The 16,179-nt window shown below is 62.1% G+C and carries 13 protein-coding genes and 1 tRNA gene; 8 read left to right on the forward strand and 6 right to left on the reverse strand.

The window, feature by feature from the left end:
* Window positions 1–262: 262 nt before the first annotated feature.
* From ACTU46_RS00005 to ACTU46_RS00020, 4 genes are all read left to right on the forward strand, one after another.
* Window positions 263–336: transfer RNA gene (locus ACTU46_RS00005), tRNA-Pro, on the forward strand.
* Between the two features lie 58 nt (window positions 337–394).
* Window positions 395–1,750: a trigger factor gene (gene tig / locus ACTU46_RS00010; RefSeq protein ID WP_443377870.1), complete on the forward strand. Its 1,356-nt coding sequence runs from the start codon at window positions 395–397 to the stop codon at window positions 1,748–1,750.
* Window positions 1,751–1,987: 237 nt separating this feature from the next.
* Window positions 1,988–2,587, forward strand: coding sequence for an ATP-dependent Clp protease proteolytic subunit (locus tag ACTU46_RS00015; protein ID WP_443377871.1), 600 nt, complete (start codon window positions 1,988–1,990; stop codon window positions 2,585–2,587).
* 31 nt (window positions 2,588–2,618) lie between these two features.
* Window positions 2,619–3,245 (forward strand): ATP-dependent Clp protease proteolytic subunit, encoded by a 627-nt coding sequence (locus ACTU46_RS00020; protein ID WP_443377872.1) that lies wholly within the window; start codon window positions 2,619–2,621, stop codon window positions 3,243–3,245.
* Window positions 3,246–3,341: 96 nt separating this feature from the next.
* Here ACTU46_RS00020 and ACTU46_RS00025 read toward each other — a convergent pair whose 3' ends face one another.
* From ACTU46_RS00025 to benA, 5 genes are all read right to left on the reverse strand, one after another.
* Entirely contained in the window at window positions 3,342–6,026 is a 2,685-nt protein-coding gene (locus ACTU46_RS00025) for a LuxR C-terminal-related transcriptional regulator (protein WP_443377873.1), read from the reverse strand.
* 161 nt (window positions 6,027–6,187) lie between these two features.
* Complete coding sequence (locus ACTU46_RS00030; protein WP_443377874.1) at window positions 6,188–7,018, reverse strand: 1,6-dihydroxycyclohexa-2,4-diene-1-carboxylate dehydrogenase; 831 nt, start codon at window positions 7,016–7,018, stop codon at window positions 6,188–6,190.
* On the reverse strand, window positions 7,015–8,610 hold the full coding sequence (gene benC, locus ACTU46_RS00035; protein WP_443377875.1) for a benzoate 1,2-dioxygenase electron transfer component BenC: 1,596 nt from the start codon (window positions 8,608–8,610) through the stop codon (window positions 7,015–7,017). Before benC ends, ACTU46_RS00030 begins: the two co-directional genes overlap by 4 nt.
* Window positions 8,611–8,636: 26 nt before the next feature.
* On the reverse strand, window positions 8,637–9,146 hold the full coding sequence (gene benB / locus ACTU46_RS00040; RefSeq protein WP_443377876.1) for a benzoate 1,2-dioxygenase small subunit: 510 nt from the start codon (window positions 9,144–9,146) through the stop codon (window positions 8,637–8,639).
* Window positions 9,147–9,189: 43 nt separating this feature from the next.
* Window positions 9,190–10,674 (reverse strand): benzoate 1,2-dioxygenase large subunit, encoded by a 1,485-nt coding sequence (gene benA, locus ACTU46_RS00045; RefSeq protein WP_443377877.1) that lies wholly within the window; start codon window positions 10,672–10,674, stop codon window positions 9,190–9,192.
* 838 nt (window positions 10,675–11,512) lie between these two features.
* Between benA and catA the strand changes: the two genes are divergently transcribed.
* The 4 genes from catA to ACTU46_RS00065 all read left to right on the forward strand — a co-directional run bounded on the left by catA (window position 11,513) and on the right by ACTU46_RS00065 (window position 14,391).
* Complete coding sequence (catA, locus tag ACTU46_RS00050) at window positions 11,513–12,367, forward strand: catechol 1,2-dioxygenase (RefSeq protein ID WP_443377878.1); 855 nt, start codon at window positions 11,513–11,515, stop codon at window positions 12,365–12,367.
* Between the two features lie 184 nt (window positions 12,368–12,551).
* Entirely contained in the window at window positions 12,552–13,673 is a 1,122-nt protein-coding gene (locus ACTU46_RS00055) for a muconate/chloromuconate family cycloisomerase (protein WP_443377879.1), read from the forward strand.
* Between the two features lie 18 nt (window positions 13,674–13,691).
* Window positions 13,692–13,988 (forward strand): muconolactone Delta-isomerase, encoded by a 297-nt coding sequence (gene catC / locus ACTU46_RS00060; RefSeq protein WP_443377880.1) that lies wholly within the window; start codon window positions 13,692–13,694, stop codon window positions 13,986–13,988.
* Between the two features lie 124 nt (window positions 13,989–14,112).
* A complete protein-coding gene (locus ACTU46_RS00065; RefSeq protein ID WP_443377881.1) occupies window positions 14,113–14,391 on the forward strand; it encodes a muconolactone Delta-isomerase in 279 nt (92 codons plus the stop codon).
* 81 nt (window positions 14,392–14,472) lie between these two features.
* On the opposite strand, the gene ACTU46_RS00070 is transcribed toward ACTU46_RS00065, so the two are convergent.
* Window positions 14,473–15,801: an MFS transporter gene (locus ACTU46_RS00070; protein ID WP_443377882.1), complete on the reverse strand. Its 1,329-nt coding sequence runs from the start codon at window positions 15,799–15,801 to the stop codon at window positions 14,473–14,475.
* Window positions 15,802–16,179 lie beyond the last annotated feature (378 nt).

Genomic DNA, 16,179 nt, shown 5'->3' on the forward strand with positions numbered 1-16,179 from the left:
TGTACACTTTACCTCAGCCTTCCAAGCTGAAGACGCGGGTTCGATTCCCGTCATTCCCTCCAAATTTAAAGACAGGCACCTCAAACGACCACCGTTTGAGGTGCCTGTCTCTTTTGCTTCTCGGCTTCATTCTGAATTTGGAATCATAATGCCAGCTCAAGGGGGTTGCGGGGGCCTTAGTGTGCCCCGGTGTAACCATGCTTTTCCATGGCCCGCTAAACTGACATCTCGTATCCACCTCTGCGGAACAGCAGAGTGAATACGGGGCGTGGCGCAGCTTGGTAGCGCACCTGCTTTGGGAGCAGGGGGTCGCAGGTTCGAATCCTGTCGCCCCGACGTATGGGCCACCCGGTCCTAGCTGAGGGAAATCAATAAGTATCCAGGAGAGTGACTCGTGAAGAGTTCCGTCGAGAAGCTGAGCGACACCCGCGTGAAGCTCACGGTTGAGGTCCCGTTCGAGGAGCTCGGCGTCGAGATTGAACAGGCTTATGCCGCACTTGCACAGCAGGTGTCCATCCCCGGTTTCCGTAAGGGGAAGGCGCCTCGCCAGCTTATCGACGCCCGCGTCGGCCGCGGTGCGATCCTGGAGCAGGTCGTTAACGACATGCTGCCTAGCCGTTACGAGCGTGCCTGCCAGGAGAACGAGCTTACCGTTCTCGGGCAGCCGAATATCGAGATCAGCAAGATCGAGGACAACAAGCTCGTCGAATTCACCGCTGAGGTTGATATTCGTCCCGAGTTTGAGGTTCCGGACTTCGCTGCACTGTCCGTCGAGGTTCCGGCCGTCAAGGTCGACGAAGAGGCCATCGACGAAGAGCTGGGCAGTCTCCGTGCCCGCTTCGGTGAGCTCAAGGACACCAAGCGCAAGATGAAGACCGGCGATTTCGCCATTATCGATATCAAGGCCACCGTCGACGGCGAGGTCGTCGAGGAGGCTTCCACCGAGGGGCTTTCCTACGAGATCGGTGCCGGCGATCTCATCGACGGTCTGGATACCGCACTGCGCGGTCTGAAGACCGACGAGGATGCCGAGTTCGCCAGCACCATGGCCGGCGGCGAGCAGCAGGGCAAGGAAGCCACCATTAACGTCCACGTGGTGCAGACCAAGGAGCGCAAGCTGCCGGAGCTCGACGACGAGTTCGCTCAGCTGGCTTCTGAGTTCGACACCATCGAGGAACTCCGCGAGTCCACCAAGGCTCAGGTGGAGGAGTCCAAGAAGAACCAGCAGGCGGCCGCCATCCGCGACGCCGTCCTGGAGCAGGCCCTCGGCGAGGCTGAGTTCGAGCTGCCGGAAACCATCGTTGATGAGCAGGTCCACGCCCAGCTGCACCAGCTGCTCGGCCAGATGGCTCATGATGATTCCGCACTGGATTCGATCCTGGCGGAACAGGGCACCACCCGCGAGGAGTTCGACGCTCAGACCCGCAAGGATGCTGAGAAGGCCGTGCGCACCCAGCTGTTCCTGGACACCCTGGCGGAGCAGGAGAACCCGGAGGTTTCCCAGCAGGAGCTGACCGACCACATCCTGTTCACCGCCCAGAGCTACGGCATGGATCCGAACCAGTTCGTCCAGCAGCTGCAGCAGTCCGGCCAGATCGCGAACCTCTTCGCTGATGTGCGCCGTGGCAAGGCTCTCGCCTCCGCCATCTGCCGCGTTTCCGTCAAGGATGACGAGGGCAACGAGATCGACCCGAAGGAATTCTTCGGCGAGGTCGAGGCAGAGGACAACGCAGAGAACACCGAGGATTAATTTCCGGTTGTCATGATGTTGAAGGGAGGGTCCGGCACTGTTGCCGGGCCCTCCCTTCGGCGTCGCCGTGACGGATCCCGCAGGCTTTGCGCCGAGGGATCCGGGATGGAAAACACCAGTTGGTGGCACCTTCCGGAGGCCGTTCGACGCTGACAGCGAACAGAGCGGCATTCGCGGTTAACCGGCAGGTAACCTTGAGATCATCGATCAAAAAGAAGAATCTAGGAGTTGTATTTCATGACTGATCAGATCCAGATGACGTCCCCGGGAGCCGGGGCCGGATTCGGCAGCGACATCTACGACCGCCTGCTCCGTGAGCGGATCATCTTTCTCGGCAGCCAGGTTGACGATGAAATCGCCAACAAGCTCTGCGCCCAGATTCTCCTGCTCTCCGCGGAGGATCCGACCCGCGATATTTCGCTCTACATCAACTCCCCGGGTGGTTCGGTGACCGCCGGTATGGCGATCTACGACACCATGAAGTACTCGCCCTGCGATATTGCCACCTACGGCATGGGCCTGGCAGCTTCCATGGGGCAGTTCCTCCTCGCCGGCGGGACCAAGGGCAAGCGCTACGCCCTGCCGCATGCCCGCATCATGATGCACCAGCCTTCCGCCGGTGTCGGCGGCACCGCAGCCGATATCGCCATCCAGGCTGAGCAGTTCGCCCAGACCAAGCGCGAGATGGCGGAGCTGATCGCTGAGCACACCGGTCAGACCTTCGAGCAGGTCACCCAGGACTCTGATCGCGATCGCTGGTTCACCGCACAGCAGGCCAAGGAATACGGCATCGTTGATCACGTGATCACCCTTGCTCAAGGTCCGATCAGTAACTAGGCACACGAAAGTACCAAGGAGAAATTAGAACATGAGTAACGGATTCCAGATGCCGACCTCTCGGTACGTGCTGCCTTCCTTCATTGAGCAGTCCGCTTATGGCACCAAGGAGACCAACCCCTACGCCAAGCTCTTCGAGGAGCGCATCATCTTCCTGGGCACCCAGGTCGATGACACCTCCGCGAATGACATCATGGCGCAGCTGCTGGTGTTGGAGGGGATGGACCCTGACCGCGACATCACCCTCTACATCAACTCACCCGGTGGTTCCTTCACCGCGCTGATGGCGATCTACGACACCATGCAGTACGTCCGTCCCGACGTGCAGACCGTCTGCCTCGGACAGGCCGCCTCCGCGGCTGCAGTGCTGCTGGCTGCCGGTGCCCCGGGCAAGCGCGCCGCGCTGCCCAACGCACGCGTGCTGATTCACCAGCCCTCCACCCAGGGAACCCAGGGTCAGGTTTCTGACCTGGAGATCCAGGCAGCGGAGATTCAGCGCATGCGCCGGCTGATGGAGACCACCCTCGCCGAGCACACCGGCAAGACTGCGGAGCAGATCCGCATCGACACCGACCGTGACAAGATCCTCACGGCCGCTGATGCCCTCGAGTACGGCATCGTCGACCAGGTCTTCGACTACCGCAAGCTGCGCGGCTAACCCCACGCCCCAGTACCACTAGGAAGGCCCGTCACACTATCTCATAGTGTGGCGGGCCTTCCTGCGCGCTATCCAGCAGGCGTCGATCAGTGGGGGTCAGAGTTCCCGGAGCACCCGGGGCAGCTCATTGCGGGTGCGCACCCCGAGCTTCCGGTAGACGCGGGTCAGGTGGTACTCCACGGTCTTGGAGGAGAGGAAGAGCTCCCGGGCAACCTCGCGGTTGGTGGCGCCCTCAGCGACCAGCTTGGCGATCTCCTGCTCCTGCGGGGTCAGCCCCCCGGCCCCGGTGACTCGGGTACCCAGACCACCAGCGCGGCGTTCGCGGTTGCAGCGGTTGACGAACTCGGTGGCCCCCATCGCCTCATAGACCTCACCGGCGCGGGTGAAGATCTCATCGGCCTGTCGGCGACGGCCGAGGCGGCGCAGTACCCGACCGTACTCGTAGAGGATGCGGCTCTGATAGGAGGGCATGGCCAGGGTCTCGATCTGTTCGAGGGATTCCTCGAAGACCTGGATGCCCCCCTCGATATCACCACGTTGCATGAGGATGCCCGCCCGCGGGACCCCCAGCTTCGCCTTGATGGAGGCGATATTGGATCCGGCGGCGATCTCCTCGGCCTTGGAGGTCACCTCATCGGCTTCGTCGATCTTGCCGGCATGGAGCAGCTGTTGGGCCCAGACATCCTCCCAGGGCCAGAAGCCGGGTTGGGTGATATCGGTTTCCCGGTTGATCGCCTCCAGGGTGCGGCCGGCCCGCATGGCGGTGGACATGTCATTGTCGAGGCTGGCGAGCAGCAGCCGGCACATCGCGGAGGGCACCCGCTGGAGGGCGAAGGCATCATGGCTGAAAGTCAGCCGGTTGACATAACTGCGTGCCAGGTCCTTCTCACCACGGTAGGAGGCGATGGAGGCACCGGTCCACAGCAGCAGCGGCTCGAGGAAGCGGATACCGTAGCGCTCGGCGCGGGAGAGTCCACGCTCCACAGCGCGGACCCCGGCCTCCCACTCGCCGAGGATGAAGTAGGTGCGGGCCAGCCAGGCATCCATCCAGAGGGAGATGCGCTCGGACCCCTCGGCACCGGAATAGCCCTGCAGACGTTGGCGGGCGCTGACCGGGTCATCGTGGACCAGGGAGAGCCACCCTAGGGCCATATTGCGGCGCTGCGCGAGGATCGGGGTCTCTCCGGGCAGCGGGATATCTTCCGGAACCCGGCCCTCCATGGCACCTTCGCCGATCAGTGAGATATAGCGGGACTCAATCTGGGTGGGGGAGCCGGGTAGCGCCCACTTATCGGTGATCTTCGCCCATTTGATGAGCTCAGCGGGCTGCCAGCTGTTCAGGTTGAGCAGCACCTGACGGGAGGCGACGCGGGCGCGCATCACCCGGTCCTCGCTGGCGCTGTTCTCGAGGGTCTGCCAGGCGCGGTTGATGTGGCCAGCGGCCTCAGATCGGCGGCCCTCATGGAGCGAGAGATAACCGCGCATTGAGTCGACCTTGACATCTTCTGAGTCATGGCCCAGCGAGCCGGCGTAGAGCCGGGCCTGGGGGAGGTCTGAGGCAGCGATGAGCGCCTCAATGCCGTCGAGATGACGGTCGTGGGAGTCAGTGGGGTGCGAGGAGATCTGGGAGGAAAGCTGGTAGGCCCGGGCGGCCCGCCGCCAGTGCCCGCCCGCGCCGAGCTGGAGACCACGGGCGGCCAACGCCGCCGCCGTCTCATCATCGCTGCCGGCGGTGCCCAGGGCCTCGTGGAGCAGAGCGGAGTCGAGATCGTGGTGCTCGCGGAAAAAACCTGCGGCCTTCTTGTGCAGTGCTGAGGACTGCTGCGGGCCCGTTCTGGTACGCACCACTGCCAGGTCGGTGGGGTAGACGAAGGTGAGGTGGTTAGCGCCGTGGCGGGGCAGCAGTTCCAGCAATCCGAGATTCACCGCGGTATCGATGGTAGCTCCAGATGGATCCTCGGTGAGGTATTCCAGGAGCTCAGGGGTGCCGCCCTCCGGGAGGATCGCGCAGGCGGTGAGAACTTTGTTCAGGATGGCAAGGTCGGGGCTCTCTCCGATCCGCCGGGTCAGCGCTGCCCGCCAGGTATTCGGAACGGGGATTCGCGGGTCCTGACTGCGCCAGTGGTCGGCGGGGGCCGCCTGCAGGACCTCCCGGATCCGGTTGGGGCGCCCGCCGGTGAGATCCCGGAGTTCAGCGGCGGCGAAGGGGGCAAGTTGGGCACCGACGGTGGCCAGGGCGAAGGCCCGGACATCCTCGACATCCATCGGCGGGATCATCAGGGTGACATCGGCCATGTCGCGGAGATCATTGGTGTTGGGTCGACCCACGGAGACCTCAGTGTCCGAGGCCGTGAAGATCAGGGCGAGACGGCCGTGTTTCATGGACCCGACGGTCTCGATCAGCTCCCGGACGGAGCCCTGGTCCGCCCAGTGAATATCGTCCACCACGATGGCGGTGGTGGAGCCTTCGGCATCAACCAGAGATCTCAGGTCCCCCTCGTGATTGGCGCGGCTGAGGATATGACGCAGCAGGGAGCCCTCATCGGCGGCGTGCCAGGAGAGGGCGGTCACCCGGATCCCGGACCAGCCGGGAAGATTCTGCACAAGTTCCCGGACAAAGCTGGATTTCCCGGAGCCACCGGGGCCGGTGACCACACAGAGGAGACCGTTGCCGGGAGTGAGCGCCCGGACCATCTCGTTGATCTTGCGAAAAGATGAACGCGTATTCTGCTGCGGCGAATGAGTAGGGTACACATGGCTGACCATACCCGCGGAGTTCATGTTCAGCCTAGCTTGCCCCTGACTGACCCCTCATAAACCCCCGGGCCAAACTCGGGTGGTGCTTATCGACGACGCGGTGGCCGCGGCCGTCGCAAAGCAGGCAGGGTGGGCAACAGAAAGCGGCCCTTCCCCGGGGAGGGGAAGGGCCGCCGTGCTCGTGCTTAGCCCTGGTCGCCGCCGGCGACCGGGAGGACGGAACCGTTGATGTAGCTGGCCTCCGGGGAAGCCAGGAACACGATCGGTGCCGCTTGCTCATCAAGCGTGCCATAACGCTTCATCAGGGAAGACTCAGTGGTCTGATCGACAATCTCCTGGTACCACACCTGCGCCTGCTCACCTTCGGGGCCTGGACCGCGGGCGACCTTGCGCTCCGGCGCCAGGGTGCCACCCGGGGCGGTGGCCACAACGCGCACGTTGTGGTGCGCGGCCTCCTTGGCCAGCGCACCGGTCAGGGCATTGACGCCGCCCTTGGATGCCGCGTAGGGCACGCGGTTGATGCCACCGGTGGCCACCGAGGACACATTGACGATGCTGCCGCCGCCGTTTTCGATCAAGGCCGGAAGTTCTGCGCGGACCGACCACAGGGTGGTGAACAGACTACGATAGACCTCCTTTTCGATCTCTTCGGGAGCGTAGTGCTCGAAAGGCTTGGCCCAGATGGTGCCGCCGACATTGTTGATCGCAACATCGATGTGGCCCAGTTTCTCCTTGGCCGCGGCGACCATGGACTCGGCGCCTTCCCAGGTCTCGAGGTCCACAGTGGCGGAGCCGACGGTGACACCGGTGGCCGACGCCAATTCCGCGGCGAATTCGTGGACCAGGTCAGCGCGATCGACGAGGAAGACATTGCCGCCCTCATAAGCAATACGCTGGGCCACCGCCTGGCCGATGCCCTGAGCCGCACCGGTTACCAGGACGTTCAAGCCCCGGTAGCGGTTCGGGGTGAAGATCGACGGGGCGCCGGTGATGCCGTCTCCGATAGGTGCGCTCACTGGTCCGCCACCTCTAGTTCACCCTTCTCGGCCTGCTCCGCGATGGCGGAATCCATCGTGTCGATGGCATGCTCATTGTGGTTACGGAGCAATTCGCGCACCTTTGCCTGGTCCTTGTTCCGAAGGGCCTCGATGAGATCCAGGTGTTCCTGAGCGATATTGGGCTGCATCCAGGTGGCGTGAGCCAGCCGCTTGTTCATCACATCGACGATGTGGAGGTTGCGGTAGGCAGCCAGCAGTGCCGGGTTACCGGTGCGGTGGAAGAAGAACTCGTGGTACTCATTGTTCGCCTCGGTGTAGGCGATCGGGTCGAGGAGCTTCTCCCCGTCAATGAAGGAGTTGGCCTTGAGCGCCAGCTCAGTCAGGTGCTTGAAGTCCTCTTCCTCCAAGGTATGCAGGGAGAGTTCCACGGCGCCGAGCTCAAGGGCCATGCGGGCCTCGAACTGGGAGCGGGAGTCAGCCTGGGCGTTGTGGACTTCACCGGTCTCGATGCCGGGGGCGGAGACCGTGACACCGGAGCGGGTGGCATCGCCCTCGCCCTTTTCGGAGCGCTCGACGACGATAGCGTTGTTATCGTTCGTGCCGGCAGCGGAGGAGAACTTCTCGTAGTAGAAGTTCTGCGGCGGGTTCTCCTGGTTGTTCAGGAACTTACGCACCGCTTCAACCATCGGCGGCGGGCCACAGAGGTAAACGTCGGCGCCACCGTCGTGCAGATGCTCTTCGGTCATGTGGTCGGTGACATAGCCCTTGCGCGGATGGTCAGAATCCGGATCCGAGACCACGGTGAAGTAGTCGAAGTCGGGCAGTCGATTGCGGAAGGTTTCCAGCTTCTCCAGTTCAACCAGGTCGTAGTCGAAGGTGGCGCCATAGATCAGTCGGACCGGAACATCAAGTAGTTCATCTTCGGAAAGCTTTTCCAGGATGGACATGACCGGAGCCAGGCCAGTGCCGCCGGCGAGCAGCAGAATCGGGTCCAAGGGTTCGCGGAGGAAGAAGGAACCCATCGGGCCGGTGAGGTTGATGCGGTCGCCTATCTTGGCCTCATCAGTGAGGTATTCCGACATCAGGCCACCGCGGGTCAGCTTAACCAGGAAGGTGACGATGTCTTCCGAGGGGCCGGAAGAGAAGGAGTAAGAACGGTGCTGCTCCCAGGCGGGAACAGCGACGTTCATGTACTGACCTGGCAGGTAGTTGAGCTTATCGCGGTCCTCGATCTTGACGGAGAACTTTACGGTGGACTCTGAGAGACGCTCGAGGGTCTCAATGGTGCCGATCAGGGTGGATGCGCCGGTTTTAGCCAGGACCGAGGTAGTGGCAATCTGCACCACCATGTCGGTCTTGGGCTTGGCCTGACAGGTTAGGAAGTACCCCTCAGCGAATTCTTCGTCAGAAAGTGCATCTTCAATGAACTCTCCTTCGTCGAAGTCGCCAGACTCGCAAAAGGACTTACAGGTGCCGCAGGCGCCGTCACGGCAGTCAAACGGAATATTGATTCGTGCCTGATATGCGGCATCTGCGACGGTCTGGTCTTCCTCGCAGGGAATGAATCGGGTGATGCCATCCTCGAACGCGAGTGCAATCTGATGGGTCATGAGGGGAACCTCCTGGTTGAAGTGAATTAGAGCTGGTAGATGTCGATCACGTGGTGAATGAAGTCATTCTTGAGAATGATCTTCTTCTTCGCGATCTTCGGAGTTTCCCCGGTCACATCAAGGGTCAGCTTGGTGGTGCCGAAGTAGTGATCGGTGGTCTGGTAGCGGAAGTAGTAGGTGATCCAGTTGTAGGTCACGTCCACTTCGCCCTCACGACGCTCGAGAATCTCGAGGTTGGTGAGGTTGTGACCGGTGCGCGGCTCCGGGAGGGAGGTTGCGGAAGAACGCTCGGTGCGAATACGGAAGATGCGGTCCTCAAGGCCACCACGGTTGGGGTAGTAGATCAACGAGATCTCGCGCTGCGGGTCCTCGGTGAGGGTACCTGCATCGTCCCAGGCCGGCATCCAGTACTCGGCATCTTCGCGGTAGCACTCAAGCCACTCTTCGAACTTACGGTCATCGAGCAGCCGGCCCTCGCGGAAGAGGAAAGCTTCGATTTCTTCCCGAGTGATTGCTGCGGTATCTGCAGTGGTCATATTCTCAATCTCCTGTAATTGACTGGTGTTGGGTGAGGGGAGACTAGCCGCGGGTACGACGGCGGCGGCGGGGGGCGTCGCCCTCGGACTTAGCGGCGTCCTTGGCGGCGGCGCGCTCAGCGGCGAAGGCTACGGTTGCTGCTGCGGAGGCCTCGTCATCCTTGACGCCCTTGACAGAGCTGTCCTCGGCTTCGACTGCCTGACGCATGACCTCTTCCCAGTAGCCGTGCTGGATCGGGTACAAGCCCTCGTCCTCGGCCTTTTTGCCGGAGGAGAGCACACTGTTGAGTCCCAGAGCCTTGGCCTTGTCGTTCTGGCCCTCGACCTGTTGCGTGAGTCCACGGGTCATGTCATTCCACGGGAAAGAGCTGGCCTGGTAGGTCTTCTGGCAGGAGCGGAACTCTTCCAGATCATCCGGGGTGGCCATGCCGGTGGCGTTGAAGAAGTCCTCGTACTGACGGATGCGTGCGGCACGGTTCTCATCGGATTCACCCTTGGGGGCGATGCACCAGATGGTGACTTCGGTCTTGTCCACGGAGATCGGCTCAAGGCGGCGGATCTGAGTGGAGAACTGGTCCATCACGTAGACATTCGGGTAGATGCAGAGGTTACGTGAAGCGCCGACCATGAATTCGCCGCGCTCGTCGCCGTGCAGCTCCTTGAGATCTTCCAGCCGGTCGTAGATCGGGCGGTCCTCCGGGTTGCCCCAGGTGGTCCACAGAGCCAGGTGGCCATTCGGGAAGGAGAAGTAACCGCCGCCCTGCTCGCCCCAGGAGCCGGCATCCATGGCCTTGGTCTCGTTGGCGGACTCGCCGGTGCCACGACGGGAGGTAGTGGCAGCGTAGTTCCAGTGCACCGAGGACACGTGGTAACCGTCAGCGCCGTTTTCGGCCTGCAGCTTCCAGTTTCCGTCATAGGTGTAGGTGGAGGAGCCGCGCAGCACCTCCAGGCCCTCCGGCGACTGGTCGATCAGCATGTCGAGCATGACAGTGGCATCGCCAAGGTGCTCTTCGATGCTCGGAACATTCGGGTTCAAGGAGCCGAAGATGAAGCCGCGGTAGTTCTCGAACTTCGGGATCCGGCGCAGGTTATGGGAGCCGTTGGAGTTGAACTGCTCCGGGTATCCTCCGCTGGCCTCGTCCTTAACCTTCAGCAGGGTGCCATCGTTGGAGAAGGTCCAACCGTGGAAGGGGCAGGTAATGGTGGTGCGGTTGTCCACCTTCTTACGACAGAGCATGGCGCCACGGTGGGAGCAGGAGTTGATCAGGCCGTTGAGCTTGCCATCCTTGGAGCGGGTGATCACAACGGGCTGATTGCCCATGTTGGTGGTGAAGTAGTCACCCGGGTTCGGGAGCTGGGACTCATGGGCGAGGAAGAGCCAGTTGCCCTCGAAGATGTACTTCATTTCCAGGTCGAAGAGCTCCTGGTCGGTGAAGACCTCACGGTTAACACGGACGATTCCGTCATCAGGCCGGTTATCGAGAGCGCGTTCGATGATGTCGCGGGCGCCGGCGGTAGGGCTGGTCATTGGGTGAACGTCCAATCTGTTCGGTCGACTTCTCGCCCGGGCTCTGCCTGTGAGAGGGGAGCCGGCGCGTCGATCAATGGAATGGTGATGTCAATCACCTGCGGTGATCGCTGTCTACAACTATGCCGACCAATGTGCTGGGTCACACTAGGGAAAGACCTAGGAAGGGTTCGGGGGTCGGGGTTCGGAGCATGTTTGGGGTTAAGCTATTCGCGTATATACCTGCACCGATGGGACTTTTTGGGGGAATGTGGGAGTTTGGGGATTACCTGTCGGGAAGGCGTCTGGATGGGGGTAAATGGGGGTGCCTTTGGGGTCCTGGCGGTGGCGCGGCATGGATGTCGAGCGTTTCAGCGGTCGTTGTGTGGATCATAAGCCTTCGGGGGGGTGACCGTCTGGAGGGCGGGCATGTGGGGGCGTCGCCACTTGGGGCGGGTGGGTGCTGTGGCCACTTTCGGCGGCCGCTGGGGTTCGGTGCATTTCTCCTGAAATGCCTGTGACCTGCAGGGTTTCCCTGGGCTCCGTGGCACCTCCGGGGCGGGGGTAGGATTCGGGGGTGAAGCGTCTCCGGAACTGGGCTCCAATCGTGGGGGGTTGCCTAGGTTTGGTTCGGGGGTTGCCTTTCTGAAAGTGAATCAAGGGTGGTGGATTCGGTGCTTGAGCTGGGGTTTTGCGGGCCGGGCCCTTGGCGTCCTAGGGTAGGGTTGCCTAAGTGGGCCCTTGCCGTGTATTGCGTTTCTTCGTGAGGGGGGACACAGTAGTGACAGGCCAACGCGCTGAATCACCCGGTTACGTTGGAGCTCTACATTCCAGTCCATTTGCACGAGGAGAACTCACAATGACTCAGGCTGAAGTCAACCCCACCGCTCACGACTCCGGTAACAAAGCGACCGACAAATTCAAGAATGAGTCGGTCAAGTCTGATACCTCCAAGGAGCGCGCTAACGCCATCTACAAGGATGTCCTGGCAGCTTTCGGCGAGATCGCCGAGAAGCACGAGGTTACCTATGACGAGTACCGCGTCCTGAAGAACTGGCTGATCCAGATCGGCGAGTACGGCGAGTGGCCGCTGTGGCTGGATGTCTTTGTCGAGCACGAGATCGAGAAGGTCAACTACAACCGCCACCACTACACCGGCACCAAGGGCTCCATCGAGGGCCCCTACTACCTCGAGAACTCCCCGGAGCTGCCGGCCGAGTGCGAGATGCCGATGCGCGACCAGGACAAGGCTGCACAGCCGCTGTTCTTCCGTGGCCAGGTCACCGACGTGGACGGCAAGGGTCTGGGCGGTGCCACCATCGAGCTGTGGCACGCTGATGAGGATGGCTACTACTCCCAGTTCGCCCCGGGTATCCCGGAGTGGAACCTGCGCGGCACCATCATCACCGATGAAGAGGGCAAGTACAACATCAAGACCCTGCAGCCGGCTCCCTACCAGATCCCGGCCGACGGCCCGACCGGCTGGTTCATCGAGTCCTACGGTGGACACCCGTGGCGCCCGGCTCACCTGCACCTGCGCGTGAAGTCCCCGGGCTACCGCGAGATCACCACCCAGCTCTACTTCAAGGGTGGCGAGTGGACCGACAACGATGTCGCTACCGCTGTGAAGCCGGAGCTGCTCCTGGACCCGAAGACCGACGATAAGGGCAACAACATCGTCAACTACAGCTTCGCGCTGGACAAGGAGGACTAGTCTCCCCCTGAAAAGGAAGACTGAGTCTCCCTGATTGCTCCCACTTCCCTAGACTCAGGGGAGTGGGGGCTTTCCCATTGGTGGGTCCGGGTTCCCTGGGCCCGCGAGGTTGTACCCATTGCTAAATCCCCTTTTCCGGGTCTGCTCCTGCAGGCCCGTATTGATGGACTTTAAGGAAGAAAACATGGCTGAACTGACCATTGAGAAGGTCGAGACCCGGATCCTCGACGTACCGCTGATCCGTCCGCACGGTTTCGCCACCATGACCGCGACCGCACAGCCGATCCTGCTGGTCACCGTCACCCTGGAAAACGGTGCCGTCGGCTATGGCGAGGGCGTCGTCCCCGGCGGCCCGTGGTGGGGCGGCGAGTCCGTCGAAACCATGCAGGTGATCATTGAGCGCTACCTGGCACCGGTGATGATCGGCCGCCGGGTCAACGAGCTCTCCGGCATTCTGAGTGATTTCGAGAATGTCGTGGCCAATGACCGTTTCGCCAAGGCCGCCGCCGATATCGCCATGCACGATGCCTGGGCCCGTGCCCTGAATGTCCCGTTGAGCGATCTGCTCGGCGGTGCCTTCCGTGATGAGCTCGATGTCACCTGGGCACTGGGTGTGCTCCCGCTGGATGAGGCTATCGCCGAGGTTGAGGAGCGCATTGCCTCCCACGGACATAAGAGCTTCAAGCTGAAGATGGGGTCCGGTGACCCGGATGTGGACACCAAACGTATTTCTGAGCTTGTCGGCGCCCTCGGCCACAAGGTCGGCTTCCGCATCGACGTCAATGCCCGGTGGGACCGTCTGACCGCTCTGCGTTACCTGCCGCGTCTGGCTGAGGCCGGCGTCGAGCTCTTCGAGCAGCCGACCCCGGCCCATGATCTGGACACGCTGCGCGAGATCACCACCCGCATCGGTGTTCCCGTCATGGCTGATGAATCGGTGTGTTCCCCGGCAGATGCCCTGGCAGTGGTCAAGAAGCAGGCCGCAGATGTCATCGCGCTGAAGACCACCAAGGTCGGTGGCCTGCGCGAGTCGGCCAAGATTGCCGCTATCGCCGAGGCCGGCGGACTAGCTTGCCACGGTGCCACCAGCCTGGAGGGCCCCTTCGGTACCGCCGCGTCGCTGCACTTCGCTGCCGCCAACCCGGCGATCTCCTTCGGTACCGAGCTCTTTGGTCCGATGCTGCTCAAGGAAACCTATGTTGCTGAGGACCTGGTGTATGCCAATGGCGTAGTCAAGGTTCCGGAAGGCCCCGGCACCGGCCTTGAGCCCGACTGGGACAAGATCAACCACTTCACCCGAAACTAGTACAGGAGTATTAGAGAGATGCTGTTTCTCGCACGTATGGATGTCAACTTCCCGGTTGACATGGATCCCGAGACCATGGCCGATTTCCAGGTCCAGGAGAAGGCCTACTCCGGCAATCTGCAGGAGAAGGGAATCATGAAGGCCATCTGGCGCGTCGTCGGTGAGTACGCCAACTACTCCATCTATGACGTCGATGACCACGATGAGCTGCAGGCTGTCATGGCTGGTTTCCCGATGTTCAAGTACATGGACGTCAAGCTCACTCCGCTGGCCAAGCACCCCAATGCGCTGAGCTATTACCTGCACGAGCAGTAGTACCAGAGCTCTATTAACGAGGAGCCGGGCTCTCCGGGCGCAGATTTAGTGCGCCGGGAGAGCCCGGCTCCTGCGCGTTATGGGATCCTGAAATCAACATCCCACCCAAGTTCAAGGAGTGATCATGGCGATCTTCCACTGCCGCTTCACCGAGGCGCTGCCTTCAGACATGGACCCGGAGATCCGGGCGGACCATCTCGAACGCCACCGCAGGGCGCTACGTTCCCTGCAAGATGAGGGTATTTTGCGGCACTGCTGGCGAGCCGCCGGCACCCGCACCGACATCCTCGTCCTCGAGGTCGCTGACCCCGGGGAGTTGCACGAGAGGTTGCACGCCTTGCCCCTCTTTCGGGTTGCCGAGGTCGAGATCTCAGCGTTGGTGCCGCACCCCGACCTGAGCTGAGGCGGCTGGAATGACAATGCCCGCGACGGGGAGCGTCGCGGGCGTCGTCAAGCAGCAGGCGTCAAGGAAAAGCTGCGGAGGTTAAGCATTGACCTTTTCCGGGACAACCTCTGAGACCTGCTCGGTGGCGGGGCGCATGCCCACCAGGACGAAGGCAGTCAGTGACACCACTACTGCGGCACCGAAGTAGAGGGCAGTGGGGGTCCAGCCGCCGTCGAAGAGGTAGCCGACGATGACCGGGCCAGCGACCGCGCCGATGCGGCCAGCCGCCAGGGCCACACCCACACCGGTGGTGCGCAGCGTGGGGGAGTAGCTCTGCGGAGTGATGGTGTACATGCCGGTGATGCAACCGTTGAGAAGCATGCCCACACCCACACCGGCGGCAAAGGCGAGAGCCGGGACGGAGGTCGAGGTGATGAACACGACCAAGACCACCGCGGAGAGCAGGGAGAAGGAGATCAGGGTGCGGCGGGCATCCAGCTTGGTGGTCAACGCACCGTAGATGAGCGAGCCGACGGCGCCACCGAAAGAGAGCATGATGCCGCCGATGATGCCTTGCTCGGCGGTCATGCCGGACTCGGTCAGCAGCCTCGGGGTCCAGGAGTTGGCGAAGTTGAAGCCGAAGTTGATCAGGCAGAAGGCGATCCACAAGCGCAGGGTGATGGCGATATAGCGCTTGCTCAGCAGGTCGCGGATGCGGGTCTCACCCTCGGTCCGCGGGGGCCGTCCCAGGGTGACATCGCTGCCGTGGCCGATGCGGAGGGCAATCGCCTGAACTCGCTCGGCGTCGCCCGGGGCGCGTCGGGTGCGTAGATAGTCGGTGGATTCCGGCAGGAAGAGCACGGTCAGGATCATGGCCACCAAGGTCAGGCCGGCGCCGACGAGGAAGACGGACTGCCAGCCGTGGCTGGGGATGAAGTTGCTCGCGACCAGTCCGCAGAGTGAGGCACCGAGGCCGTAGCCGGCGGAATAGATGCTCATCGCCAGGCCGCGGAAGCGGCTGTTGGAATACTCGCTGACGATCACGGTCACGCAGGCGAGCACGCCGCCCACGCCGATTCCGGTGAAGAAGCGGAAGATCATCAGCTCGGTGTAGGAATCTGCCCCGGCGGAAAGCAGCAGCCCCACCAGGTCAATGGCGGTGGCGATCAGCAGGAGCTTCTTGCGGCCCCAGCGATCGGCCAACGGGGCCAGGATCAGTGAACCCACGCCCACGCCGATCAGGGCGGAGCTGAGTAGCCAGCCGAGCTGCGTGCCTGAGATGCCGAAGTCGGCACTGACGGCATTGGAGGTGAAGGCCATGGCGACCAGGTCGTAGCCGTCGAGGGCATTGAGGAAGGCCGCAATGGCGATGATGAGCCACTGGTAGCGGGTCATGGGTGAGGTATTGATGCGCTGTCGGATGTCCACAGGTCGCCTTTCCGTGAGGGGTGGACGAAGTTGAGTGTGGATATGGCAGCTGCACTCGGTCCCTCGGATCCGGGGCTCCGGGGAGGGACAAAGAACAGGAGGCATATTCAACGGCCCGGTAGTTGTACCGAGCTGTCTATGGAAACTAGCGCATCTGGGCGGGTGGGCAAACAATATGGGGAAATATATTCACGATCAATTCAGTGAATAACTAAGCATTTAGTGGCTGCTTGGAAGGGGTTGGCGGTGCAGCATAGGGCCCTCCCGGGGTGCGCTCGGCGTCGTGTCCGGCACCACCCCCGCCTGGAACCCTGAGATACACCCCTAAGTACACCCTGGGTTGGAATTCTTTCGAGATTAGTGCAGGTCAGGGACGTG

This window comes from Corynebacterium sp. A21 (genome assembly GCF_052266655.1).
Lineage (GTDB): Bacteria > Actinomycetota > Actinomycetes > Mycobacteriales > Mycobacteriaceae > Corynebacterium.

What these genes read in the sequence shown, in the direction of transcription:
- ACTU46_RS00015 (WP_443377871.1), top strand. Translation starts at nt 1,988, where the DNA reads ATGACTGATCAGATCCAGATGACGTCCCCGGGAGCCGGGGCCGGATTC.
- ACTU46_RS00020 (WP_443377872.1), top strand. Translation starts at nt 2,619, where the DNA reads ATGAGTAACGGATTCCAGATGCCGACCTCTCGGTACGTGCTGCCTTCC.
- ACTU46_RS00025 (WP_443377873.1), bottom strand. Translation starts at nt 6,026, where the DNA reads ATGAACTCCGCGGGTATGGTCAGCCATGTGTACCCTACTCATTCGCCG.
- benC (WP_443377875.1), bottom strand. Translation starts at nt 8,610, where the DNA reads ATGACCCATCAGATTGCACTCGCGTTCGAGGATGGCATCACCCGATTC.
- benB (WP_443377876.1), bottom strand. Translation starts at nt 9,146, where the DNA reads ATGACCACTGCAGATACCGCAGCAATCACTCGGGAAGAAATCGAAGCT.
- benA (WP_443377877.1), bottom strand. Translation starts at nt 10,674, where the DNA reads ATGACCAGCCCTACCGCCGGCGCCCGCGACATCATCGAACGCGCTCTC.
- catA (WP_443377878.1), top strand. Translation starts at nt 11,513, where the DNA reads ATGACTCAGGCTGAAGTCAACCCCACCGCTCACGACTCCGGTAACAAA.
- ACTU46_RS00055 (WP_443377879.1), top strand. Translation starts at nt 12,552, where the DNA reads ATGGCTGAACTGACCATTGAGAAGGTCGAGACCCGGATCCTCGACGTA.
- catC (WP_443377880.1), top strand. Translation starts at nt 13,692, where the DNA reads ATGCTGTTTCTCGCACGTATGGATGTCAACTTCCCGGTTGACATGGAT.
- ACTU46_RS00065 (WP_443377881.1), top strand. Translation starts at nt 14,113, where the DNA reads ATGGCGATCTTCCACTGCCGCTTCACCGAGGCGCTGCCTTCAGACATG.